The sequence below is a fragment of the Paenibacillus sp. EKM10P genome (assembly GCF_011800655.1).
Classification (GTDB): Bacteria; Bacillota; Bacilli; order Paenibacillales; family Paenibacillaceae; genus Paenibacillus; species Paenibacillus polymyxa.
The window spans coordinates 159,417-185,911 of sequence record NZ_JAALET010000006.1 but is presented as its reverse complement, the minus strand read 5'-3'; the positions used below and the strand labels follow the sequence as shown (position 1 = coordinate 185,911).

The following is a 26,495-nucleotide window of genomic DNA, read 5'->3' as shown; positions in this document are numbered from 1 at the left end:
AAGCAAGGATGGATTCAATCCAATCCTTAGTCCGTTCCGATATCAATCCCCTTCTCCATATTAATTTCAGAAATATACATTGAAAATAACACATGGGATGGTTCTTTCTGTAAACAAACTCTCTATTCTGGCCGATACATACATAAGATGGGTTATTGTTAAATATGCCCTTTTGCTTTTAATGAATTAAATACTTATCTTTTTTACGAAGAAGGGACTAACCCTATGAGCTATATGGACGAGCATATTTTAAGTCTAAAAAATAGGCTTAATTATGATGTTGCATCTAATAACGTAAATACGAGTCTTTCTCAAACTGCTATATCTGATCAGGATCAATCCGTGTCTGGAAAAAGTATGGCGTTGCGGTTAGGTGATGAGTTCATTACGTTGGAATGGAGGATAATTTTTGACGGACAAATGCAGGTAAGCGTCCCAAAATCTTTTAGCTTGATGCCACTGGAGCAGGCCAAATTTAAGTATCCATCGGAGTATCGTCCAGAGGTCATTTATACCTCGGAGGATGGAACGGTGAATATCACTTTTAATCGGACAGAATCATTTTTGGCGGACGAGGAGCTTTCTGAGTTTGTGGAGCAAATGGCGGACACTTTGCGAGCTGTACAACCAATCCGTAACTGGTTGGGCACTCAAGTGATCGTAAATCAGTCTGGTCTATCCATTGGCATGATCCGTTTTATAGCTGCAGGCGTGGATACGAATTTGTACAACGAAATCCTGCTGTTCACCCATGCAGGACAGGTGATGATGGGAACGTTTAACTGTACGGAATCGGACATGGAGGTATGGATACCTGTAGCGGAAAATACAGTGCAGTCGCTTCATGCAGTTTCATTGCCCTTACAAACTACGCTTGAGAAAGGAGCGGATTCGCTATGAGTCTGGGCTACGATAATATCCAAATCCAGCCTTACGAGCTGGTTGAGCTGGAGCAGCTTACCCTCACGAAGAAAATCAACGAGCATACTCGGCTCTATTTTACAGGGATCATCCCGGAAGAGATGCAAGACAGCTATGTGGAAACAACGGAAAAGAACACGGTGATTGAGGTAAGCCAGCAGAATGAATTGGGTGAAAGTAAGCCGCTATTCAGCGGGATTGCGCTATCGGTCGAAGTGAAGGTTGTGCGGGATGTGTACTATCTGGAGGTAGAGGCGATATCCCATACTTATCGGATGGATATTCAGCAACGCACCCGTTCTTTTCAATATACCAAAATGACGATTCCCCAGATGCTGAAGCAGATTGGTAAGGATTATGAAGGGTTGGATGTGATTGATGGAGCGACAGGTGGAGAGCCTATCGGACGGATTGCCATCCAGTATCAGGAGACGGATTGGGCTTTTTTAAGACGCATGGCTTCTCGCTATCATACGAGCCTGATGCCTGTGGCGCGTTTTGACAGTCCTAAATTTTATTTTGGCATTGAAGACAGCCCTGCACAGGCCGTGCTAGATCATACCCGTTATACGGTACGCAAGCAGATGCTGCCTTTTCGCTACTTTCAGGAAAATGAGCAGGCGAAGGTGAACGAAAATGATTTTATTTTTTATGAGGTGGAGACAGACGAGGTGCTGGATCTGGGCGCTCAGTTGACCTTTCAGGGACACAGTTTGTATGTCATTGAGGCTTATACGGAGATGAGGCAAGGGCTGTTGCGGCATCAATATGTGCTTGCCTCGTACAAAGGCTTACGGCAGAAATGCTATTATCAGGAAAAGCTGGCGGGTGCTTCATTAGGCGGGGTGGTCGTAGACGTACGTCAGGATCAGGTACGTATCCATCTGGATTGCGACGAGAAGCAGGCGGTCGATCAGGCGCATTGGTTCAACTATTCGACGATATATAGCGGCGGGGGACATACAGGCTGGTACGCAATGCCGGAGAAAGGGGACCCGGTTTCACTCTATTTTCCGGGCAGCCGTGAAGAGGATGGGGTAGCAGGCAGTGCAGTCCGACGTGCAGACAGAGGAAGCGGGCATAACAAGCTTTCCAATCCGCAGATGAAAATATGGCGAACACCTCATGGAAAAGAAATTCGTTTGGGACCGGATGAACTGGTCGTGACGGGTAAAGATGGTGCTATTTTTATCAAGCTGGACGATAAGGAAGGCATTCATATTATGAGCAATAAACAGGTAAGTATCTCGGCGGGTGGTAATCTGAGCTTGTCGGCTGGGAAAACGATGAATTTGTCGGCAGGCAGCGAGCTGCGTATGGATTGCAATGGCAGTCATATTCAATTGAGTGGATCAGCGGATATGAAGGGCAGTGAAGTGAAGTCGAATTAGGCTGTAGGGCAGCGGATGAATGGCATCAGCCTGAAGATATGAATTTATGAGAGCTTTAGGTGGTGGTTGAGTACAAATGGAGAAGCCTATGGATGAGTTCGAATCGCAATGGCAGGACATTTTGAATCAGGCATGGTTTCTCATCCGCAGAGACTGGGCACTGAAGTTCAAGGTGACGCAGGAGCAACGGATTCAGGCCTGTGTCGAAGAGTTTCGGGGATATTGCCAGCACATTCGGCAAGAGCAGCTTCAAGGAAGAAAAGGAAGGATCGGTTATATCACGTACTCTATGCTACGTACCATGTGGCTGGAAGAACGGCCTGGTTATCTCGTAGAGATTTCCGATGCTTTATGGATGCTTGATCCGCAGCCGATCCGTTTTGAATGGAACACAAGCTGGGCATATTCTTACTGGACTGATTTGCAGCGACAATTGCGAGGGGAGGTAGAGAAGCAGCAAGTTTCTCTATCGGAGCTTGAATGGGAGCAGATAATGTTGGAGGCAGCAGTACACATTCATGCGCTCGTTGTGAATGTGGTGCGCTCGGCAATGAAACAGGCGGTGTACTTATCGGAGTTTCAAGAGCTGGAGCGAGAAGAGACATTCGAGATTCGTGTCGGCGAATATTTGGATCATAGTGTATCGGTATATCGAGAAGATCGCAGAGCCATGGAGGCGAATGAGATTCGGTCATGGTTGGAGGAAAGAGAAGAACATGCGTACAGCTATCAGGCGTTGACCCAAGTTGAACTATCGGATGGGGATTACAGCCTGTTGGATTTCCGTTATACAGCCTTTCGCCAAATCAGAATGGAGCATAGCAGACTGCATGGTTGTATCCTGGTAGGAACGGTGTGGCAGGAAAGTCAGCTAAATGGAATCGATTTGACATACAGCTTGCTTCATGGGGCCAATTTTAGCGGATGCTCGATGAAAGGGGCCATATTGGATGTCGTTATAGGTAACGCCGGATATGGATCAGATGCTTCATTGGATTGGGAGCCATTGGGTTTTGCCAGCGTAGATTTCACAGGGGCGAGCTTGCAGGGGGCCCGTTTTCATGATGCGCAGTTGCGGGGAGCTATATTTCAAGAGGCGTTACTACAAAAAACGTCCTTGGACGGGGCAGACCTCACGGATGCCTGCTTTGTTGGAGCAGATGTGACAGGTGCATCCTTTAAAGGGGCTTGCCTGATCGGGACTGATTTTACGGGTGCAAACGTACAAGGAGTCATTTTTACCGATGAACAGCGTAGAGGAGCCATTGGTTTGGAGTGGTCTACACAGGTCAGGGATGCTGCTAGCAAAAGGGGGTGGCTGCACTGAGATATTTTCGACTGATGGTAGACGAGCGGGTAAAGCATCGGGTGGAGCCTGCTGCGCTGTCTCCTTTACAAGTAGAAGATATCCTGACGGAGGCTGAGGGACAGCAACAGCAGGATGAACCACTTTTTTTGGCTGTACATACCGATCCACGAACAGTGTACCCGGATTTTTTGGGATTTCCCCTACCACTGGTGTCCGATCGGATGAAAGTATTATTAGAGAAATATATGCCGGAACTGAAGTGGAAAGCAGCCATCCTTACCGACTTCCAGCAGGCCAGACAGGAGGTATACTGGGTGCTTCGTCCGCCGATGGTGGATTGTTTGTCCGCACAAACGGAATGGTACCCCAATGGTACGTTGAAGCGTTTGATACTGAGACAGGGGGAGATAGAGCCTCCTATTTTTCGAATTGAGGGACTGATCGAACCTCATATCTATATTCATTTGGCTGTGGCAGAAAGCCTGCTGCGCCGATCTTTTACAGGTATTCGAGTGCAAAGAGTTGAGATAGAAGCACTAAGGAGGATGGGGTAAGTGGGAGAAGCCCAGGTGAGACCGGGAACGGGTGCAAAAAAAAGCTATGTCGTGGCAGGAGCGATCTTAAGTTGTAGTTATGGCACACAACCTACCCGTTTGAAGAGACCTTTTAGCCATGGCGTCTACGTAAAAAACAAAGCACAAATGAACATTGGAGATTACGTTCCAGGGGTGAACATTCAGTCTTTTGGAAATTGCTCCAGTCCCTTAAATCCAGCTGTGCAGGCTAGTGAGATGGTAGACATCTATGGCGTGAAGAAGGCTCCGTGTGTTCCAGTCCTGACCATGCCGTGGCTGAATGGGAAAAGTGATGTGAAGATCGAAGGACAGCCGGCTTTGACACAAAACTGTACCCATCAATGTCTGTATTGTGGTCATATTCAAATTGAAAATGATGGACAGGAGCTGGACTAAGGGTCTGTTTCAAAGCTGTTAGGTTTCGAATTGTATTCGGGACGTGTATACAGTTGAACTGAAGGCTGCTTCGCATTCGTATCAGATGGATATCCAGATAAAGAAGCGATCTTATCAGGATATCCATCGTACCTACGATGGTCTGGTCACTGCAATAGTACGTTTAAAATACAAGTAATATCAGTATGGAGATGGCCTTGATATTATGGGGGTGAAAAGCAACTCAAGGGTCTATCTTCTTCCCTTTTTAATAAAGTGTTGACAAGAATAAAAAAATATTATATCTTTATATAAAGATAAATAAATTAAAGATAAAACAAACAGGAAATTTTGAATAGGGAGGTATACACATGATTGCGATTTTAGAAAGAATTAATCAGTTGGCAAACAAAGCAAAAGAAGTTGGGTTAACTGAAATTGAAAAAACGGAGCAAATGGATCTTCGCAAGGAATACCTTCAAATCTTTCGGGGATCTGTACAAAGTATTCTCTTGAACGCTACGATTTACGATCCAAATGGTGATGATGTAACTCCTGAAAAACTTAGAAGAGAGCAGGCTAAAATCGTTAAACCATGAATTTAGCTTTGCTCAATATCTCTAATTTAAAAATCTTTAAATAATAAATATAATATGGAGCGTGATTTTATGTTGGCGAGTGGATTGTTGTTGATACGTTTGGTAGTAGGATTGCTATTTGTGGGGCACGGGGCTCAGAAGCTTTTTGGCTGGTTTGGTGGTTATGGTCCAAAAGGTACCGGTGGTTGGATGGAATCAATCGGGATCAAGCCCGGAGTATTGATGGCCGTGGCCGCTGGATTGATGGAATTGCTGGGAGGAGCTCTATTTGCTGTAGGACTGCTTACTCCACTGGCAGCATTGTTGATTACGATGACGATGCTTGGAGCGATTGTCAAAGTACATGGTCAAAACGGGATCTGGGCCACCGCTAATGGCTATGAATATCCGCTGGTTCTTATTGCTGTCGTAGTCGGTATTGCGTTGATAGGCGCAGGTCCATATTCCATTGATGCAATACTTCATTAATACATGAACCTAAGTCATTAAAAATTACCAATGATGAAAAATAGGGATTTCTACGATTAAAGGAGGATTTTATATGTCACTTCAAACTACAGGTATTCATCATATTACAGCTTTTGCTGGTAATCCGCAGGCAAATGTCGATTTCTATGCAGGTATTCTTGGACTTCGGTTAGTGAAGAAAACGATCAACTTCGATGCTCCTGAGGTTTATCACTTGTATTTTGGTAACGAGGCAGGAAGTCCTGGAACGATCATTACTTTTTTCCCGGCACCAGGAACCCCCAAAGGGCGAGTCGGAGGCGGTCAGGTGGGCATAACCTCGTATGTGGTACCGCCAGGTTCACTTGATTTTTGGCAGCGGCGTTTACAAAGCTTGGGGATTGAAGTTACGAAAACAAGCCGTTTTAATGAACAATATCTTCAATTCGAGGATAATGAGGGTCTACGTCTTGAGCTTGTTGAACGTGCAGAAGGAGCGAACAGTACTTGGTCTTACGATGGCATTTCGGCTGATAACGCCATTAAAGGGTTCGGAGGCGCCGTACTATTTAGCGTCAATCCACAGAAAACGATGGATGCATTGGAGAGCATACTCGGATTTACGAAAATCGACGAAGATGCCGAATATGCTCGTTATCAATCTGCAGGAGAAATCGGTAATATCGTGGATGTTCCGCTGGCCAAGATGGGTTTAGGCTTTGGTGGAGCAGGCACAGTACATCACATTGCATGGCGCGCAAAAGATTTCGAGCAACATGAAGACTGGAGAAGCACAGTTCAGCATTATGGGTATCAGGCGACTCCCATCATCGACCGCCAATATTTTAATGCGATATATTTCAGAGAAGCGGGCGGCATACTATTTGAAATTGCTACAGATCCACCGGGTTTTGCTAACGATGAACCTGCGGAATCTTTGGGGCAGAAATTAATGCTACCAGAGTGGTATGAACCGCAGCGGGCTCAGATCGAGGCAAACCTGCATCCTATTGAAGTGAGAACATTAACAGATAAACAAAAGTAAATGAAATGACTGCTGTTTTGCATCCAGATGAAGTCACGTAAATCCACAATCTCATTCGATTGTGGATTTTTCATTTGATAGATTACTCCTTGAAAATAAAATCCCCCGCAACTAGCTTATATTTATGATTGACTAATCTAACATACGACATTATTTACCTAGACAGAATCCGCTTCCAGGTATATATCTCATGACCTTCCGCCCTCTTGTTATTACACCAGCTTTTCAGACTTTACTAACATTTCTCGTAACACATGAGCGACTCGGCTTTTCCGGTTCTCAGCTTTCCTTTGTATCGCTCGTAATGATTGTTGGTATGCTGGGGTGTTGTTGTGATAATAAAACTGCTTGGCAGCAATGCGTAGTGTCCTTCTCAACAACATAGCTGATGAACGTGTTAACCTGGAACGGAGTCCCCTGCGCAATACTCGTAGCGTATTTTTGTAGGTCTCAAAATCCTCGGATGGAGGAATCAGAGCAAATAAATTTAACGAGGAGTCATTGAACCCGTAAGTTTCATACATGATTCTTAGATTTTCCGTATTTAAAACGTTACCTCTAAGATGGGTTGGATGCTCCTGATGATACCCGACCACCTCTTTGATGCAATAAAAAGGGATTTTTAAGCGATGCAGCCTATAGCCAAGATCCCAGTCTTCGAGTCCGTACAGCACAAACCGTTCATTGAAACCTCCAATACGAATTAAGTGGTTGCGTCTGATGGCCACACAACGAGTTACTAGCATCATCCAGGGAGCTACGTCCGTTGAGGCAAATTGTTTCTGCGTATTGGGAGGAACCCTTGTGGGGCTAACGACTTTAGACAGTGCACCTGTTTGATGAAGGATATCTTCTGGCGTTATGACCGGGGTAATTTCATTCGCTGTTTCAAAGTCAGGATTCCATAAGCCGGATTGTGTAAGTATGCTCCGACAATGTTCTTTTTCTTCCACAGAAAAATCAGGGTGATAGTGGGTAAATGCATCGTCCCACGAGTGCGGAATGCCTGAAAGCACAGATTTGGGATACTTGCGGTGATAACGGCTCACGGTTTTAATGAAATGAGGCAGCACCAAAAAGTCAGCGTCACAGAAAATGATGTATAGCCCTTTTGCTCGGCGCAGTCCCAAATTTCGAACGGCAGATCGACCGCGTTGTTCAGGGTGTGACACATAGATAAGAGGATAGGATGCTTTGAAGCCTTCGACCATTTCTTTCGTTCCGTCTGTAGAACCATCATCAGCTACAATGACTTCGAATAGTTGCTTCGGGTAGGTTTGTGATTCAAATGAAGCGAGTGTGAGCAACAGCTGCTGGGCGCGATTATAGGTTGGAATGATGACGCTGTAGCGGATAGCCAATGTGATCTCCCCCCCACCATTCTAATTAGACAACCTTTGAACGAGATAAATAATAACAATGTATTCAAGGATTTTAGCCTGGTCTAGTCAAACAACCCACAAAGTTCGAAACAGGCTTGGTCCTTTGCGGATGTTAATGTGGGAGTGCTGTATTTTTTGCTGATTTGCAGATATGTTTCAGTGGTGTGATGTATATGTCATGGTAGCATTATGCATAAGGATGTAAAGTAGAAGGGACACAAACAAACATGAGATGAAATGGGCATGTTTATGGTAAACTATATGGAGTTATAGAAGACCTGAAAGAGGAGTACTATATGACACAATTTGTATATAAGCAAATTATTGACGATCTTAAAATGAAAATTTTCGCTGGAAAGTTTGCAGATATGAGATTGCCAGATGAACGTAGTCTTAGTGAGACTTACCAGGTTAGTCGTAGTTCCATTAAACGTGCTCTGACTAAAATGGAGAGTGTCGGAATTATTTTCAAAAAACAAGGTTCCGGGACATTTATTAATCCCTTATACATAAGAAATGAATCTATCTTTAACTACGAGGGCTCTAATCTAGGAGTTACTGATAATTTTCAAATGCATGGCAAAAAGCCAAAAATCAAAGTATTGAGTTTTGAGGTCATTCCACCGACAGAAGAACTACAGCGCGATTTGTTCTTGGACACTCATGATTTTGTTTATAAAATCGTTCGCTTGCGTCTGTTTGATGATGATCCATTTATGATCGAAACGGGCTATATCCCCATTAAAATTGTCCAGGATTTAAATCAGACCATTATTGAGGGTTCCATTTTTAATTATTTGGAGGACTCGCGGAACCTGGCCGTCACCAAATCCTTTTTATCTATTTTTGCAGAACCGTCTGAAGAGAATGATCAAAAGCTGCTGCAATTGAAAGAAAATGAACCCGTAGGCATTATGGAGGGTGTTTTCTTTTTGGATAACGGTACCCCATTTGAATTTTCGCATATGCGATTTCACTACAAATATTTGAAATTTAATACCTTTGTATCGGTACACTAATGAAAAGACTCGAGAATTCTCCGGTCTTTTTTTTATAGTTTTGAAAAAGGATTAGAGTCTGCAAACTCTTCATTTATCACAAATTTTATTGGTTTATCCTGCTATATATTTTAATGTAAGAGCTTTTTTACTGTCTTTTTAATTTATATTTCATAGTATGTTCAAAATTTCACAAAATTGGACCGTATCACTTGTGAAAAAGGTTGAATTAATTCAGTGTAGCGTTATGATGTACATGTAGATGAAATTTCCGGAAATAAATTACAAACAAAATTACTAGGGAGTGGACACCATGGCTTTATCACCCGTGTTAGAAGATTACTCGTCTAAAACATATTTGGAAAAACTTGATGCATACTGGCGTGCAACGAACTACATTTCAGTAGGTCAGCTTTATTTAAAAGACAATCCTTTGTTGAGAGAACCTTTGAAAGATTCGGATGTAAAGGTTAAGCCTATTGGACACTGGGGCACGATTCCAGGCCAAAACTTTATTTATGCTCATCTTAATCGTGTTATTAATAAATATGATTTGAACATGCTTTACATTGAAGGTCCTGGTCACGGCGGCCAAGTGATGGTTTCAAATTCATATCTTGATGGAAGCTACACCGAAATTTATCCGCAAATCACGCAGGATATCCCAGGTATGAAGAAACTGTTCAAACAATTTTCATTCCCTGGCGGTATTGCTTCACATGCTGCGCCTGAAACCCCTGGATCTATCCATGAAGGCGGGGAGCTGGGCTATTCCCTTTCTCATGGTGTAGGTGCTATTTTAGATAATCCGAATCTGATCTCGGCTGTTGTTATTGGGGATGGTGAAGCTGAAACGGGTCCATTGGCCGCTTCGTGGTTCTCTAACCGATTTATCAATCCAATCACGGATGGCGCAGTGCTGCCGATCTTACATTTAAATGGCTTCAAAATTAGTAACCCAACGATTATGTCTCGCCAATCAAAAGAAGAGTTAACCTCGTTCTTTAAAGGTTTGGGTTGGGAACCATTCTTTGTTGAAGGTGAAGATCCTGATCACATGCACCCAGAAATGGCGAAAGTATTGGATACTGCCATCGAAAAGATTGAAGCTATTCAAAAGAATGCGCGTGAAAATAATGACCTTACTCGTCCGGCGTGGCCAGTGCTTATCTTCCGTTCCCCTAAAGGCTGGACAGGTCCAAAGGAATGGGACGGCGTGCCGAATACAAATTCGTTCCGTGCCCACCAGGTTCCAATTCCGGTCGATCAAAAAAATATGCAGCACGCACCTGCTTTATTAGAATGGCTGAATAGCTATAGACCAGAGGAATTGTTCGATGAAAACGGTCGGTTAAAAGCTGAGATTGCTGAAATTTTACCTACTGGCGATAAACGAATGGGAATGAATCCTGTTGCGAATGCAGGTAAACTTATTAAAGATTTGAAATTGCCTGATTTCCGTAACTATGCGCTGGATAACTCCACGCCTGGTAAAGTGATTGCGCAAGATATGTCGGTTTTGGGCAAATACGTTAAAGATGTGGTTGTTTTAAATGAAGAGAATCGTAATTTCAGAATCTTCGGGCCTGATGAAACGATGTCTAATCGCTTGGCACCTGTTTTTGAAGTAACCAAACGCCAATGGATGGATCAAATTATTGAGCCTAATGATGAATTCTTATCTTCGTATGGTCGTGTCATTGATTCCCAATTATCCGAGCACCAAGCTGAAGGATTGCTGGAAGGTTATGTGTTAACAGGTCGTCATGGTTTCTTTGCAAGTTACGAAGCCTTCCTGCGTGTGGTTGACTCGATGATCACTCAACACTTCAAATGGCTGCGTAAAGCAACGGATCAAGGATGGCGTGCAGATATCCCATCATTGAATGTTGTAGCTACTTCAACGGTCTTCCAACAGGATCATAATGGGTATACACACCAAGATCCAGGCTTGTTGGGTCATTTGGCTGATAAGAAACCAGAATTTATTCGTGAGTATCTGCCAGCTGACGCCAACTCTCTGCTAGCTGTTTTTGATACCATTTTAAATGACCGTCAAAAGATCAATTTAGTTGTTTCGTCCAAACACCCACGTCCACAATGGTTCTCTGCTGATGAAGCGAAAGAATTGGTAGACAAAGGGTTGAAGATTATTGACTGGGCAAGTACAGATCAAGACGGAGAGCCTGATATTGTCATCGCTTCTGCTGGTACAGAGCCAACGATTGAAAGCTTAGCTGCGATCTCGATCTTGCATAAAAAACTGCCTGACTTGAAGATTCGCTACATCAACGTAGTAGACTTACTGAAGCTGAGAAGCCAAAAGTTAGATCCTCGTGGATTATCTGACGCTGAGTTTGATCAATTTTTCACAAAGGACAAGCCAGTCGTATTCGCTTTCCATGGTTACGAAGGTCTGATCAAAGACCTGTTCTTTGATCGCCATAACCATAATCTGCATGTACATGGTTACCGTGAAAATGGCGATATTACGACACCATTTGATATGCGTGTATTGAATCAAATGGACCGTTTTGACTTGGTGAAGGAAGCTGTTCTAAGCTTACCTAACGCTGGAAAGTACGCAAATATTGCGGATGAAATGGATGCAATAGTTAAGAAACATCATCAGTTCATTCGTGAAGAAGGTATTGACTTGCCAGAGGTAGAGAACTGGGTATGGGAAGGCTTGAAATAAAAAAGTATAGTACATTTCAGCTTTTTGTTGGACAACCAAGCAGTCAAGCATGAACTGGAATATATGATTTGGTAGTAGTATAGATGTGCCTGACCCCTTGAATTCAAGTATGATTTCAACGGGGATCAGGCACTTTTTAATGTAGCACACAGAGAATTTAATAGGGAAGTCACAGCGGATGGCAATCCTTATATTGAACGAGCAATGAATACAAGTTATGTCCCAATCAGTTTGTTTCAGAGATTATACTAAATCTTTTTGACTGCATTTTGTTGGTAAGCATCCTTTCGGAGAATCAGATGTTATACCCTAAAGAGAGATGACTACATAGCGCTGATTCCCACCAGTATCCATGAACGCCATTAGTCAGGAGGCAGAGTTCAAAGGGAAGTACATAAGCCAAGTCAGTCCCGGGGTCATATACCCCTAAAACAGAGAAAACCATACATCTCCCCCAAGAGGAAGCATAATAGCCAGCTCACAGATTCACGAACCAAGTAAAAATTACGCAAACCCGGAACACACAGGAATAAGCGAAAGATTCTGAGCATGTTGGTATAACTTTCGGTAACGTTAAGATAAACTTGACTATATAGATCAATTCGGACTACGACAAACTTTGGTGAAAAAAGTAAACATAAATGTATATACATAGACATAGACAGGTGGTTGTAAGTATCTATAACGACGTATTCAATTGTTCTAAAAGTCATCCCCTCCTAGGATTAGCAACGTTACCGGAAAAGGTGGACGAAACTTTCTTGCCCGCTGCCATTGTCCCTTTCATGTCCCCTATGCTGCAAAGCCCGTTTCTAGTCTCCGACATCCGGATCTCAGGCACTTAAACGCCGAAAGTGGCAAATCTGCGACCCGACAGCCGTGGGTTTGAAGGACGTATTGCAACCCCTAAGAGTCAGTGGGCAAACTGAAAGTTACGTGGTCTACATAGGTATAAGGTAACCTACATGGGGGTTAGGCCACTTGAGTCAATCACTCTGGTGACTACACTTCACATATTCCGGTGAAATGTCTCTCTCTCACTGACATTCTCAAGTCTCAACTAGAGTACCATGCTTCACCATCCGTTTCTTTGCCTACAAAGTTCCCTAGACTGTAATGGTATTATACGTTCTGTTCCTTACTTCTCTGAGTATAGGCTACGTTGAGATCGAACTTACTAATTCGCATGTGATTTATCTGTTCAGGTGAATGTAAAAGAGGCCTATCAAATGGGTAGGCCTAATGAGAATTTTCTTGTTCTGTTTCCGAAGCTTGATGAGTACTAGCACTTTTGATTCCGGTTGTCTTTCTTTTTAAAGGATCAGATGTGGAATTCTATTTCTCCCATTTATCTAGTAATGAAGGATTCAATCATATTATTGAATGATATCCTTTCGTGATTTGTTGCTTTGATAAGAGATGAACCATCTGTGCTTTAAATTCAGAACTAAAGGTATGTCTTTCTTTTTAAGTCTTTTTTTGATCTTTTTTTGATCCTTCAAGAATTGGTCTGCGATCTACTATACTAGAACACAATTTTTCTGTCTAGGAGAGTATAGTGTAGCTGATCTACGCTTAGTGCTTGTAAAACATACTTAGATATTGCACCTCTCACATTGATTATGACAAAGTTTATGCCGGATCAGCGTCAAGGATATTGGAAAAGTAATTATTTACATCAATGTCACTATCTATCTTGTTTATTAACATATTCAGGCTTTCTTCAAAGAGTAAAATTTTTATTGAATCATATCGATCATATTGCTTTCCGAATCTTTTACATACTACTTGATCTAGTTTGAGATTTTGTTCTCGAAGCTTCTTTTTACATTCACGAGCAGCTTTATAACTGAAATTAATAATGGTGTAGTAGTAACCATTGTCGTAGCCCCAGTACCAGTTATATGAATTGTGTTGCAGCACTCGGTTGAAGAAAAAGAGAAGAATATCATTGCTAATTGTGTTGTCAACGCTTATTATAGCGCGATCAATTGCAGTTTTCAGCATTGCATGCATAGTTGCAGCTACGCAATCATATGAGTAATCAAGCGGGGAGCCATGTCTTTCGGAGTATCCTTTTGCAACAGAGAGAAAGTCAACGTAACGATTATATTTTTTTGGTTCAATTGATAGGAAATGAATGACACTTTCTAAAATTTCTTTTGTAAACATACTATTGAAAAGATTAGCTTTACTATTACGCAATTGATTAGATACATCTTTCTGGGCGATTTGGTAAGAGCTAATTGTCTTAATACAATTGCTAAAAATCTGAATACATGCGGGGACGTAAAACTTGTAGTAGTTAGATTCCTTAGCAGTTGAAAATGCTAAAGAGTTGATATAAGGGACATTATTAATACGACATTCTTTCATAACATCCTGAACAGGTTTAATTAATTCTAAATGTTCTTCACAAACATCTGCATACAGACGTCTAATCGAACAATCTGGATTTTTATTAAATTTGATCAATCTTGATAAATAATCGTCCGCTGTATCAACGGAAGTTATGTTAACTTCATCTTCATTAATCGCATGTTTGCCTATGAATAAAACGGGTAAATGTTTATAATCCTGACACACTTTAATTAAGCCTTGTAATATTACTGGTGATGGTGTTTCATTTTTTCCTACTATTATGATAGCATCTGCACCAGCAAATGGGATTACTCTCTCTATGTCATCTTGGTCCCCAAGACCCCTAGTATCGACAATTCTTAATACATCAATTTCGTTTATTCTCATTTGAGAATATAAATCTTTATTAGCAGGAACCTCCATTGTTATTTGATTGAAAAATGTATTTGGGGTGTTTATAATTTTGAAGACTTCCTGAAGAGATTTACCATTTAGATACTGTTTGGCATAGTTGTTGATGGTTTGTACATAATTATCATTAGATTTCTCTAATTTTTGAACATCTTCAATATTGCTCAGAAATGTTTCAAATCCAGTATCTCCAAAAAAGTCGAGGTCAGAATCTTTAGAGTATTTAATATTGCAAAAGACAGAGTTAACTCTTATAAATTCATAATCTCCAAATAAATATTCTATAGTCACTTTTGTAGTGCCTGCATGACCATCACTAGATGAAGCATATTTTAGTTTCTGTGGAGATTCTGCCAGATGTCGGATGAGTGTACTTTTCCCACAACCTGACTCTCCTATAAAAACTATTTTGACTTCTTGCAGCTTATCCATACAACATGCCCCCAAAATTGTTAGTGAATTATTTTTTTATTTGTTTGAACCAATCGGATAATATTCCATCTTAACTATATCATGACAATTGACCCATTGTATAGTTCAATAGAACCATCGTTAGTTCTTTATTGATTTCTCAGTTCGATTATTGACATATTGCTAAAATTGAGTGTAGTTTTACGGTGGTTGATTAGCTGTAAGACGATGCATAGGTTAGCGCCATTAGGTTAGTAGTGGGTAATAAGTATATGGGGAACTGAATGGTTCGCTGCATTTTGTCTGAATATTGAAGAGGTATTATGGTATAAGAGAATAGGAGGAGGCTGTTAATATGAAACAACCAATTCCGGAGAAGGTATTGAATGATGGCACTGAGGTGCCTGTCATTGGATTTGGAACTGCTGGGTTGAAGGGTGCAGATGGAGTAAAAGTGATAACCAGCGCGATTGATGCGGGTTACCGTCTGATTGACACAGCTTTTAACTATGAAAATGAGGGCGCTGTCGGGAAAGCTGTCCAGCAGAGTTCAGTACCGAGAGAAGAATTGTTGATCTGCTCCAAACTTCCAGGTCGTCGACATGCATATCAGGAAGCTATTGTCACGATCGAAGAGTCACTATATAGAGGCGGTTTGGACTATTATGATCTGTACTTGATCCATTGGCCAAATCCCAAAATCGATCGGTATGTTGAAGCCTGGCAGGCATTGATTGAGGCGAAGAAGCGGGGCTATATTCGTTCGATTGGAGTCTGCAATTTCCTGCCTGAGCATACTGAACGATTGATTCGGGAAACAGGTATCGCGCCGAGCATCAATCAGGTTGAACTGCATCCATTATTTAATCAGGAGCATCAGCGTACCAAAGATGCTGAACAGGGCATTGTGACGGAATCGTGGAGCCCTTTGGGTCGCGGTCACAGCATGATGGAGAACGAGGAGATTGGGAAAATTGCCGCTGCTCATGGCAAAACCGCGACACAAGCGATTTTACGTTGGCATATTCAACTGGGAGCGATCCCAATTCCTAAGGCTTCTTCTGTAAAACATCAGACGGAAAATCTGGACATTTTTGATTTTGAGTTGTCACCAGAGGAAATGAACATGATTTCAGCGCTTAGCAGGGAAGATGGACGGCTATGGGACCAGGACCCCAATTCCTATGAAGAACTGTAATCTACAACAATGAATTCGAAGGGTTCAAAAATCTGTAGAGGGTTTTTGAACCCTTTGCTTTTTAGTAATAGCGGAAAGGATGCGATAGGCCTGAATATAGCTATGATGAATGATGAACATTTTTAACCGGATATGATGTATGATATGGGGGAATGCAGTCTTTTTGAAGGAGGGCATCATGGGGATTTTGTCAAGGTTTAGGGATATTATGAAGGTGAATATCAGCCCCTTATTGGATAAGGCGAGCGATCCGGAGAAGACCATTGATGATTATATGCGGAACTTGAACAGTGATCTGGGCAAGGTGAAAGCGGAAACGGCCTCGGTACTAGCTGATGAGAAAAGAGCGAAAAGAGCACTGGATGAATGTAGAGCTGAGATCAAAAAGCTCCAGCATTATGCAAGTAAGTCTGTGGAAGCTGGCAATGAAGATGAGGCTCGAAAGTTTCTGGAACGTAAAATCTTGCAGGCAGAGAAACTGGAATCGTTACAGACCTCTTATGAATTAGCTTCGGCAAACGCCGTACATATGAAACAAATGCAGGAGAAATTGGTGTCCGATATAGGGCGTCTGGAAGTGCGGCGTGCCGAACTTAAAGGGAAGCTGGCGATCGCCAAAGCACAGCAAACCTTGAATGCTATGGGCGACCATGATTCTGGCTTTGAGGCCTTGGAAGAGAAGGCAAACAAGGCATATGATGAAGCGATGGCGATAGCTGAGCTCCGGGGAGAGACGAAGGACGACCTGGATGCGTTATTCACGCAATATGAGAAGAGTACCAATGCGGAAGATGAGCTGGCTGCAATCAAGCAGAAAATCAATTCCAAAGAATCATAATAGTTTCTACATGAAGAGGTGAGCAGATGCCGGTTATCGAATACAAATGCCCCAACTGCGGCAGCGGCATGGTCTTTGACAGTGAGACAGGAATGTTATCTTGCCATAGCTGCGGAAGAGAGGACAACATCGATACGATTCCTGATCCTCTGACCAATCGTGTTTTTTCAGAAGATGAGGCCCATGAGTATCATTGTAATAACTGTGGAGCAGTAATTATGACCGAAGTGGAGACGAGTGCAACGGTGTGCAGCTTTTGTGGTTCTGCCGTGGTACTGGGTGATCGACTGACCGGGAAGCTGGCTCCGGCGCAGGTTATTCCTTTTTCGATCAGCAAGGAAGAAGCCATAGCTGCGTTCAAAAAATGGTGCAAGAATGGCCGACTGACACCGAACCGATTTATGATAGCCGATCGAATCAAGGGAATAACCGGTATGTATGTCCCCTTCTGGTTATATGAATTACATAATCAAATTGAGGTTCAAGGTGAAGGTAACCAAGTGAGAACCTATACGAGCGGAGATTACGAATATACAGAAACGAAGCATTTTGATGTATATCGGAAAATCCGTTTGAATTACGTGAAGGTTCCGATTGATGCTGCGGAGAAAATGAATGACGAGCTGATGGATAAATTGGAGCCTTTTCCTTATGATCAGCTCAAACCTTTTAAAACGCCATATCTAGCAGGCTATATTGCGGAAAAGTATAGTTATAACGAAGAGGAGCTTTTCCCGCGCGTAAAAGACAAAGTGAAGGAATATATTGATGCTTATATTCAGTCTACGGTGTCAGAGTATACGTCCGTGAGTTACACGGAAAAGCAAATTGATACTACATTAAAACAAGCGGATTATGTCCTGCTCCCAGTATGGGTCATCCACTATGACTACAATCAATTGGAGCATACGTTTGCGATGAACGGTCAGACGGGCAAAGTAGTTGGTAAGCCTCCGATTAGCAAGTTCAAAGTGACAGCTTGGTTTGCAGGCATTTTCGGCATAACTCTCTTTTCATTAAGGTTCATAACTTGGCTAATAATGGGGGGAGGATTCTATTGAAAAAATATAGAGCCATTGTGGCTGTTTTCTTGTTCTTTGCTGTTTTTCTAGCGGTTCCTATGGAAATGAAGGGCGAAGTAGCAACGACAGAGATGAAGCCATTGATTTTTGACGAGGCGAGTCTACTTAATCAGGAAGAGTATGATGTGTTGAACTCTATGGCTAATCAATACGGAGCTGAAAGAGAGACAGACATTATTATTTATACGACCAACAATCCCGACAATATGGATGTTATGAAAATGACACAGGATTTTTATGATGATCATGGTCCGGGTTATGACAGGGCTCATGGAAATGCAGTCATTTTAACGATGGATATGAGGAATAGAGAGGTGTACTTGGCCGGATTTTATAAGGCAGAACGGTATCTGGATGACGACAGGCTTACTAAAATCCGCCATGAAATTACCCCGGATCTGACAAACGGCAACTATGGACTTGCCTTTCAAAAGTATATTCTCTGTGCGCACAAATATTTGGCCATTCGCCCAGGAGTGAATCCAGACAGTATATTTTTCAAAGGCTGGCTTCAACTGGCGATTGCGCTGGGATTGGCGTCTATTATTGTAGGTAAGATGGTTTCGAGTTCCGGCGGTCGGGTTACGGTAAATCGGCAGACCTACGAGGATGCAAGCACCTCAGGGGTTCTTGCACATCAAGATCTGTACACTCACACCACGACAACGAAGCGGAAGATTGAAAAGAGCAGTAGCAGCAGCTCATCAGGCGGAGGGGGCGGAACCACCAGCGGCGGTCATTCGCATAGTGGCAGCAGAGGATCATTTTAACGGAAGGGATGGATACAGCACATGGGATTCTTCAGAAATCAATTTGCAAATGTAGTAGAATGGGAAGAATTTAGGGATGATATGATTTTTTGGAAATGGAGCAATCGTGAAATTAAAAAAGGCAGTAAATTAATCATCCGCTCCGGTCAGGACGCGATTTTTGTCAATAACGGCAAGATCGAGGGTATCTTTGAGAATGAAGGGTCATATAACATGGACTCGGATATTATTCCATTTCTATCGACATTAAAAGGGTTCAAGTTCGGTTTTAACAGCGGCATGCGGGTGGAGGTCTTGTTCGTTAATACGAAGGAGTTTACGGTCAAATGGGGAACACAAAATCCGGTTTTGATTCCGACCCCCCAATTGCCAGGCGGGATGCCGATTCGGGCCAACGGTACGTTTAATTTTAAAGTAAATGATTATGTTACGCTTATTGATAAGATTGCCGGGGTAAAGGACAGTTATCTTGTAGAGGACGTTAAAATACGCATTACTTCGGTGTTGGATCAGTTATTGATGAAGTGGATCAGCAGAGAAGGCAAGGACATGTTTAATCTACAGGCAAATGCTTCTGATATTTCGAAGGGCATTCAAGAAGACCTGGATATGCAAGTGATGGACAACGGTATGACGATTACAGGCTTTCATGTGATGAGCTTCAATTATCCTCAAGAAATTCAGGATATGATTACGAAGACGGCTTCTCATGAAATGATCGGTAATCTGCAAAAGTACCAACAAGTGACGATGACTGACGGTATGGCATCGGGGAATGTAAAAGGCGGCGGTGCTGCGTCGGATATGGCGAGTATGATGATGGGCATGAATATAGCCAATGAAATGATGAAAAATTTGAACCCAAGTCAACAGCCTCAGGCTGAGACTCAGCCTGCACCCGATGCCCCCACTCCTTCTGGCGACGGTAAAAGGCCAAATTTTTGTCCGAATTGTGGTACAAAAAACGAGGGAGCTAACTTTTGTCCGAATTGTGGACATAAATTGAACGGATAGCTTTGTAAACCAAACAGCAGTTGTTGCAGAGTATTCTCTGTGATAACTGCTTTTTTATTGTAGTTTGTTCAAGCATTTTCTTTATAAATCTGATTTATTGGATTGAAAAAAGTACACAGGATAAGGTACTATAGCTATATAGTACGCATTTATATTAACTAATTAGGTATTACATTAATAAACTATAGGTATAGGAGCCACAAAGATGACCAAATTCCAAGATCAAATCATTGCGCGGTACAAGTTTGATGATGCAGAGAACGTCGGCAAGGATAGCTCCGGACAAGGTAATGACGGGATTGCTTCAGGCACAGCAGCACCTACGATCTCCCATGCTACCGGAAGAGCGGCTTTGGCACTTGAGGGAGGACCCAACGGAACATCTTATATTCAGCTCCCTTCCGATCTGTTCAAAGATGTAAGCGATAACACCGGTGTTACAGTGACGGCTTGGGTAAACTTCGGCAGATTCACGGATATGTGGGAACGTGTTTTTGACTTTGGTAAAGCGCATACTGGGCCTTATATGTTTATGACACGGAATCTGCGCGGAACTCTTTTCACTGAGGTGGATTTGTCCGTAGACCCAGGAAGAGGCTTTGTCAGGGATGAGTGGATGCACATAGCCCTGTCTGTCATCGGCACAAAAGGCGGTACATTAAGCAGTGCGGGACCGGTGGTATATGTTAATGGTGAAGTGGCAGCAGACGGTTCCATTAGCCAAACCTCCAGTGGTAACTATGCCAAGCTGCGCAAATGGTTCGAAACGTTTGCAGATACGACCAACTATAGCAACAATTTTATCGGTCGTTCCCAACATGCAGCCGATGTAGACTTTGCTGGCTCGGTTTCGGACTTCCGAATTTATAAAGCAGGTTTGACGGCGGATGAAATTATTGAGGTCATGTGCGATTCATTGACAGATGAAGAGATCGTGAAGCTTGCTCGAGATAAGTATTTATCATTTCCGACGACAATTATAACCAAAGACATAGCTCTGCCAACGGTTCTGATGGGTGGAAGAGTAGAAGTGACCTGGAAATCCAGCCAGCCTAGCATACTCTCTGACCATGGTCAGGTTCAGGCGATTACTTCCGCACAGGGGGTCACTGTTACGGCTCTTTTGACCAGAGGTTCAAGCAGGATTGAAGAAAGCTTTGAAGTTTCCGTTCTTCCAGAACAGTTGCCTCCGTACACGCTGACCATTCATGGGAATAAGGAAGTTGTGGATGTCAGCGAAGTGATGTACGGCTTGTTCTACGAAGATATCAATAACGCGGCAGATGGCGGGATATATGCAGAACTTGTACAAAATCGCTCCTTCGAATCCTTTGAGTTTGATACGTATTCCCATGCTTCTGGTGAATGCGGCTGCTCTACAGGACGGAACCGCAATCCATTGTTCGCCTGGTCTGGTGATACGGACAAGATGGCTCCACAACATAGCGGTGGATTAAATGAGTTTTTGGGTGCAAAAGACAAGGATGTGAACTCTTATTATGTGACGGTAGCGGATGGGGCAACGATTCGAAACAAAGGCTTTTCCGATTCTAACCAGAATTGTGCCATGTCCATCCAAGAAGGTGCCAAGTATGAGTTTACCATCTGGGCAAAGGCCGAATCTGCGGGTACAATCACACTGCAACTTCAAGACTCGAAGGAGAAGGCTATCAGTGATTCGGTAACCGTACAGGTGGAAGGTGGAAACACATGGAAAAAATATGGCGTCAACTCCAAGCTGGTACTGACAGGTACAGCTACGATTCTGGGGCAGCTGGCGCTTACATTTGAAGGCGACATTTCCATTGATATGGTCTCCTTATTCCCACAAGATGTATGGGGGGCAGGAGAGGAAGAGCAATCCCCATCGGCACACGCCAACTATCAGGGTAATCCGAACTACCGATTGAGAAAAGATCTGGTGAACGCACTGGTCGGCATGCATCCGAAGTTTTTGCGTTTTCCAGGGGGATGTATTTCCGAAGGATCGTTTATATGGGAAAACGTATATGACTGGAAGGAATCCATTGGGGATATCGAGCTGCGCAAGGAAAACTTTAATGTATGGGGCTATATGATGACCATGGGTCTTGGTTATATGGAATACTTCCAGTTGGCAGAAGACCTCAATGCAGCTCCGCTTCCAGTTATGGCCTGTGGTGTGCTCTGCCAAGCCCGCTCGGATTATGCTCATCCGGCTGGCGGCGCATTAAGAGAATACTATATCAAGAATTTTACGGATCTGATCGACTTTGCGATCAGCGTTGATTTTGAACACAATGAATGGGCCGCCATGCGTAAAAAAATGGGCCATGAAGCACCGTTCGATCTGCGTTATCTGGGCGTGGGGAACGAAAACTGGGGCACAGAGTTCTTCGCTAACTTTGAAGTGTTCAAGACATCGATTGATGAGTACATGGAGAAAAACTACCCAGGATATGAGCTGCACATCATCTCCACGGTTGGCGCTCAAGCAGACGACGATGCCTATCAACAGGGCTGGAAGTTCCTGAGCGGTAATATGGAGGGCTCTGCCAAGGTTGCTTTTGCGGACGGTAACCAGGTGACGGAAGAAACTGTAACCTGGTATGAGAAGCAAAAAGACTATATGGACACCATTGCCGATGAACACTATTACCGTTCTAATGAGTATCTGTTGAATAATGTTGACCGCTATAATTATTACTATAGAGCTTATAACACGGATGGCAGTGTCAACTGGAAAGAATCGTCGAAGGTTTTTGTTGGGGAGTATGCCTCGACAGATAAAAATACATTGGCAGGCGCAGTCGCAGAAGCAGCAGTGATGACGGGCTTCGAAAATAATGCCGACGTCGTCCGGTTGGCTGCCTATGCGCCGCTGTTTAACAAAGTCTTGACGGACGGAACGTACAGATGGACGCCGGATTGTATCTGGTTCGATGACGAAACTGTATGGTTTACACCAAACTATTATGTGCAGCAAATGTATGCCCAATATTTGGGCAATAAAGTATTGGCCACTTCGTTCTCTACTTACAAAAACGGCCAGCCAATTGACCTCATTCCTCAGGGTGGAATTGAGATCGCGACAGGTAACGCCGAGGTTGTGGTTAAGCGTGTGACGGTTACTTCGAATAAGGACGGCAGTGTGCTGCTGGATCAAGATTTTACCAAGGAATTGAATTCAGCCTGGAAAGTTATTCCTGGTTCCGTGGGATATACGGTGGAGGAAGGCAAGGGGCTTGTCCTCAAAGCCCAAGATAGCGGGCTGAACGGCCTGTACATCTTGAACGACAGCTGGAACAACTATAAGGTAGAGGTCGTTGCTTCCCGCATTTCCGGCACGGACGGTTTTTATGTGGGCGCAGGTCTCACGGATATTACTGCTGAGAAAAAGAACGTTATCGAATACGCGATTGGCTATGGCGGCAATGCTACCGGCGTGAAGGTTTACAAGCAAGGCATAGAAGGCTATACCATGGGTGACTACTCTTCCAGTACAGCTGCGGGCAACTTGAGAGCAGCCAGCTATGAAGAACTGGCCGATAATACCGACTACACCATCACGGTGAACTATGGGGGAGAAACGGGCAGCAACCTGATTTGCTCCTACACGGACGGCAAGACAACCAGCAAAGTGCTGGATTACAAGCTGGAGGCTTATAACAGAGACGTGTTTCATTCGGTGACCCGAGATGTTGAACATGTATATGTGAAGCTTGTGAATGCCGACAACGTAGATAAGGCAACCCAGCTGAATCTACAAGATTTGAATGTTGAGTCCAGCGCCAAGCTGATTACACTAACCGGCGATTCCTCGCTTGTTCATGTACCTAACGTGAATAAGAAAAATGATGAAAAGGTAGTGCCTACCGAACATCAGGTCACACTTCATACAGATTCTGTCCTCTTACAATTACCGGCTAATTCGGTAAATGTACTGGTACTGGATCTTAAAGCGTAGGGTACGAGATAGTTAGGGTAAGGACGTTGAAACCTTTTCCCGCTTTAAAAAAAGGGGTGTCCCAAGCAGCCGTTTTATGGCTTTTAGGACACCCCTTTTTTCTATGGATCAAGTCAGAACGTTGTTGTCTCGATTTCCCTGACGGGCATTACTTCGTGCTTCTGTTTACCAATTCACGCGGATTGGTGCCATCGTCTATCGTTAGCGGGGTAGGAGCACCTGTAGCAATTCGTTCCCAAGGTACCATTTTAAAGTTCTGATTTAACTTCTTGCCGTTTTGGAGATTTTCGTCATCTTGTGCAACGAAGATACCATGAGGGAAATTCTTGCCTAATCCATAGCCAAGAACATCAATACCGTCTGTGACAGACGTACCATCTACGGTAGGGCTGTCGCCGATCGTGAAGTTGCTAATATAGGCATTGTCGCCTTGTCGTTCATAGATCGCATAGCTGCTGTTGCCTTGACTGGAGGCCATCAGGTACCCCTTGCCGTCCTTGCCATAATATAATGTGAGTCCCTCTATGTCATCGTGAAGTCTGCGTCCATCTGCAATATCAACACGTTGCAGCGGCTTGGATGAACCGTCTGGCTCAGCGCTATATTTCCAAATGGCGTAATCCTCTTCAGCAATGTACAGCGTACCATATTCATCATCGGCGACCATGCCCTCGGATTGCGTAGCCAGCTTAAACTGACGGACAAGCTTGCCGGCAATTTTGCCGTTACCATTGTCAGTCAACTCATATTGCTCGAATTCTCCCTCTTTGCCCAAAACGAGCGCGTAAAACTTATCTGTCTTGAGGCTATGGTATAAACTGAATCCATATACTTCTTTCATGGTTGCTTTAATAGGTTTGCCAACCACGTTGGTCAATGTTCCTGATTCACCATCAATGGCAAAGATATCGATCGTATTGTTGGTTCGATTGGTTGCGCCTGCAATATCGATCTTTTTACCGCCCAGTGTAAAACCGTAACGAAGATCCACGTTGTTCATTTTTCCGACTTTGATGTTCTGCAGTTGCTTGCCATCCAGATCATAGACTAAAATTCCGCCGCCTTTATTGGTAGCTAAAATTCTGCTTTTATCCGGATCAACCGGATTGAGCCAGATCGCAGGGTCATCAGCTGCATCTTCTCCATCCTCCACGGCTTCTGTTTCGACAGAGGGGGTCACTTTATAGGTGGGAACTGCGTCTTTAGGATCTGCATATTTGCTATTTTCTGCTTCAAGCGCAGTAATCACTTTGGTAGGAAGATATACATTTCCATTGATTATTTTAATTTCACGGTCTGCTTTTCCGGTTTGGCCGGCTAGACGATATTGCTTCTCACCGACTGTAAAAGTTCCCACAATGCCATTTTTCAGCTTGATCAACACTGAGTGATCATCACTATCCCATGTAATGGTTGCCCCCATTTTATCTGCCTGTGTTCGTAATGATGCATACCCAGATGGCTGAGTGTCTGCCGCATGGATCAGGTCTGGTGATACCAAAATCCCGGTTAACATGGTTAATAATGCTAGTTTAGTTGACTTCATATGTATGCCCCTTTTCTGAAGCGAAGATGATATAACCGACTCAGTATAAAGCGACAATATCAAAAGAATACAATCAAAATGTAAAGGAAATGTAAAAGAGACGTAAACATTCAATTAGAGGCCGGTTTCCAGTATTGTTGTCTGTAATTTTTCGGCGACATTCCGAATCTTTCCTTGAAGCACTTTGAAAAATAGCTGGCTTGGGAGAATCCTGTTTCCTCCGTAATTTGTTGGATGGACCAGTCGGTTTGCAGCAAAAGACTGCGTCCCTGATCCAGACGGTAGTCCATTAAATACTCAAGTGGTGTGCGCTGAAAGGTGGCCTTCATGCATCTAGCAAGATAATTTTGATGTACGTGAAAATGCGCCTCCAGGTCTTTATTAGTAATCGCATTTCTGTAGTTTTGTTTTAAGAAAATTTCGATCTGTTCAGCTAACTTGGAGGAACTGCTTTTATAATTCTCATCATATTCCAAACCCTGAAAAATATTCACAAATGTTTGTTGAGTCTCCCATAGAGCCAGCTTTCGGGTTTTTAGAGTAGAGGCTAGTAAATAGTCCAATTTGGAGAACAGCTCATGGGGATTAATTAATTTTTGGTATTTGGGTAGGTGGATGGTGGTATGTTCTGAGTGAAAATGCAACTCAGGAATGGGGGTGCTAGGGATAATAAGATTAGGCGAGGATTGGGCACACCACATACTGTTGGTTTGAAAATGAAACCAGTAAAAGGAGGTTTGTTCTGTACATGCCTCTATGGGGAAATGGTGCTTGTCCGGCTCAAGAATGAGAGCATGATTTTCAGTTATCTTCCACGATTCATCTTCCTCACCGATGTGCAGTAGTCCTTCTTTAATGATAATTACGTCAAAATAACCCAAGTTATAGCGATTCGGATGCCAGTCCCCTTTTTGATATGTAGTAAAATTCCCCTCTATGAAATAGGGCAATGGAGGGACAAGGAAAGATAGAAAGTCTGTTTTGCTCATAGAAGTCAGCTCCTTTGTGTGTGAAATCGTATAAGTTTTAGTTAAAGATCGCGATTTTTTTTATAAATTCAGGTTGATAAAATAAGGACTGTAGCAAGGGGCGCTCAGGTTAGCTTGTTCGATATTATCATTACTTTATCCTTATTTTTTCAAAAATGAAAGCGTTCTATTTCCAGGAAGGGATGTTTA

General features: G+C 43.1%; 20 protein-coding genes. 16 read left to right on the top strand and 4 right to left on the bottom strand.

The genetic code is table 11. The features are described 5' to 3' along the window. Positions 1-225: 225 nt before the first annotated feature. The 8 genes from HFE01_RS16575 (at position 226) to HFE01_RS16540 (ending at position 6,662) form a co-directional block, all read left to right on the top strand. The gene (locus tag HFE01_RS16575; RefSeq protein ID WP_167438532.1) at positions 226-900 is read left to right on the top strand and encodes a hypothetical protein; all 675 of its coding nucleotides are present in this window, start codon (positions 226-228) and stop codon (positions 898-900) included. Further along, entirely contained in the window at positions 897-2,312 is a 1,416-nt protein-coding gene (locus HFE01_RS16570; RefSeq protein WP_167438533.1) for a contractile injection system protein, VgrG/Pvc8 family, read from the top strand. The genes HFE01_RS16575 and HFE01_RS16570 overlap by 4 nt, the downstream gene beginning before the upstream one ends. A gap of 76 nt (positions 2,313-2,388) precedes the next feature. After that, positions 2,389-3,639: a pentapeptide repeat-containing protein gene (locus HFE01_RS16565; protein WP_167438534.1), complete on the top strand. Its 1,251-nt coding sequence runs from the start codon at positions 2,389-2,391 to the stop codon at positions 3,637-3,639. 14 nt (positions 3,640-3,653) lie between these two features. Beyond that, complete coding sequence (locus HFE01_RS16560; protein WP_167438550.1) at positions 3,654-4,175, top strand: hypothetical protein; 522 nt, start codon at positions 3,654-3,656, stop codon at positions 4,173-4,175. Further along, on the top strand, positions 4,176-4,592 hold the full coding sequence (locus HFE01_RS16555; RefSeq protein WP_016820136.1) for a DUF4280 domain-containing protein: 417 nt from the start codon (positions 4,176-4,178) through the stop codon (positions 4,590-4,592). It abuts the gene before it with no gap. 350 nt (positions 4,593-4,942) lie between these two features. Continuing rightward, positions 4,943-5,170: a DUF896 domain-containing protein gene (locus tag HFE01_RS16550; RefSeq protein ID WP_016820137.1), complete on the top strand. Its 228-nt coding sequence runs from the start codon at positions 4,943-4,945 to the stop codon at positions 5,168-5,170. Between the two features lie 69 nt (positions 5,171-5,239). Beyond that, positions 5,240-5,638: a DoxX family protein gene (locus HFE01_RS16545; RefSeq protein ID WP_016820138.1), complete on the top strand. Its 399-nt coding sequence runs from the start codon at positions 5,240-5,242 to the stop codon at positions 5,636-5,638. A 73-nt stretch (positions 5,639-5,711) separates the two neighbouring features. After that, on the top strand, positions 5,712-6,662 hold the full coding sequence (locus HFE01_RS16540; RefSeq protein ID WP_167438535.1) for a ring-cleaving dioxygenase: 951 nt from the start codon (positions 5,712-5,714) through the stop codon (positions 6,660-6,662). Positions 6,663-6,874: 212 nt separating this feature from the next. Here HFE01_RS16540 and HFE01_RS16535 read toward each other — a convergent pair whose 3' ends face one another. Continuing rightward, positions 6,875-8,023 (bottom strand): glycosyltransferase, encoded by a 1,149-nt coding sequence (locus tag HFE01_RS16535; RefSeq protein ID WP_019685805.1) that lies wholly within the window; start codon positions 8,021-8,023, stop codon positions 6,875-6,877. A gap of 317 nt (positions 8,024-8,340) precedes the next feature. Here HFE01_RS16535 and HFE01_RS16530 point away from each other — a divergent pair, with 317 nt between their 5' ends. Then, complete coding sequence (locus tag HFE01_RS16530; RefSeq protein WP_016820141.1) at positions 8,341-9,063, top strand: GntR family transcriptional regulator; 723 nt, start codon at positions 8,341-8,343, stop codon at positions 9,061-9,063. A 292-nt stretch (positions 9,064-9,355) separates the two neighbouring features. Beyond that, positions 9,356-11,740 (top strand): phosphoketolase family protein, encoded by a 2,385-nt coding sequence (locus tag HFE01_RS16525; protein WP_107734415.1) that lies wholly within the window; start codon positions 9,356-9,358, stop codon positions 11,738-11,740. A 1,632-nt stretch (positions 11,741-13,372) separates the two neighbouring features. On the opposite strand, the gene HFE01_RS16520 is transcribed toward HFE01_RS16525, so the two are convergent. Beyond that, positions 13,373-14,944, bottom strand: coding sequence for a P-loop NTPase family protein (locus HFE01_RS16520; RefSeq protein WP_107734416.1), 1,572 nt, complete (start codon positions 14,942-14,944; stop codon positions 13,373-13,375). Positions 14,945-15,278: 334 nt separating this feature from the next. Between HFE01_RS16520 and HFE01_RS16515 the strand changes: the two genes are divergently transcribed. From HFE01_RS16515 to HFE01_RS16490, 6 genes are all read left to right on the top strand, one after another. Next, positions 15,279-16,121 carry an aldo/keto reductase gene (locus HFE01_RS16515; RefSeq protein WP_107734417.1) on the top strand — a complete coding sequence of 281 codons (843 nt, stop codon included), beginning with the start codon at positions 15,279-15,281 and terminating at the stop codon, positions 16,119-16,121. A 178-nt stretch (positions 16,122-16,299) separates the two neighbouring features. Beyond that, entirely contained in the window at positions 16,300-16,959 is a 660-nt protein-coding gene (locus tag HFE01_RS16510; RefSeq protein WP_107734418.1) for a PspA/IM30 family protein, read from the top strand. 26 nt (positions 16,960-16,985) lie between these two features. Beyond that, positions 16,986-18,020 (top strand): TFIIB-type zinc ribbon-containing protein, encoded by a 1,035-nt coding sequence (locus HFE01_RS16505; protein WP_107734419.1) that lies wholly within the window; start codon positions 16,986-16,988, stop codon positions 18,018-18,020. After that, complete coding sequence (locus HFE01_RS16500; RefSeq protein WP_167438536.1) at positions 18,017-18,811, top strand: TPM domain-containing protein; 795 nt, start codon at positions 18,017-18,019, stop codon at positions 18,809-18,811. Before HFE01_RS16505 ends, HFE01_RS16500 begins: the two co-directional genes overlap by 4 nt. Positions 18,812-18,832: 21 nt before the next feature. Then, positions 18,833-19,825 (top strand): SPFH domain-containing protein, encoded by a 993-nt coding sequence (locus tag HFE01_RS16495; RefSeq protein ID WP_016820147.1) that lies wholly within the window; start codon positions 18,833-18,835, stop codon positions 19,823-19,825. Positions 19,826-20,030: 205 nt separating this feature from the next. Then, entirely contained in the window at positions 20,031-23,771 is a 3,741-nt protein-coding gene (locus HFE01_RS16490; protein WP_107734421.1) for an alpha-L-arabinofuranosidase C-terminal domain-containing protein, read from the top strand. Positions 23,772-23,919: 148 nt separating this feature from the next. Here HFE01_RS16490 and HFE01_RS16485 read toward each other — a convergent pair whose 3' ends face one another. Next, complete coding sequence (locus HFE01_RS16485) at positions 23,920-25,317, bottom strand: phytase (RefSeq protein WP_107734422.1); 1,398 nt, start codon at positions 25,315-25,317, stop codon at positions 23,920-23,922. Between the two features lie 110 nt (positions 25,318-25,427). After that, positions 25,428-26,306 carry a helix-turn-helix transcriptional regulator gene (locus HFE01_RS16480; protein WP_107734423.1) on the bottom strand — a complete coding sequence of 293 codons (879 nt, stop codon included), beginning with the start codon at positions 26,304-26,306 and terminating at the stop codon, positions 25,428-25,430. Positions 26,307-26,495 lie beyond the last annotated feature (189 nt).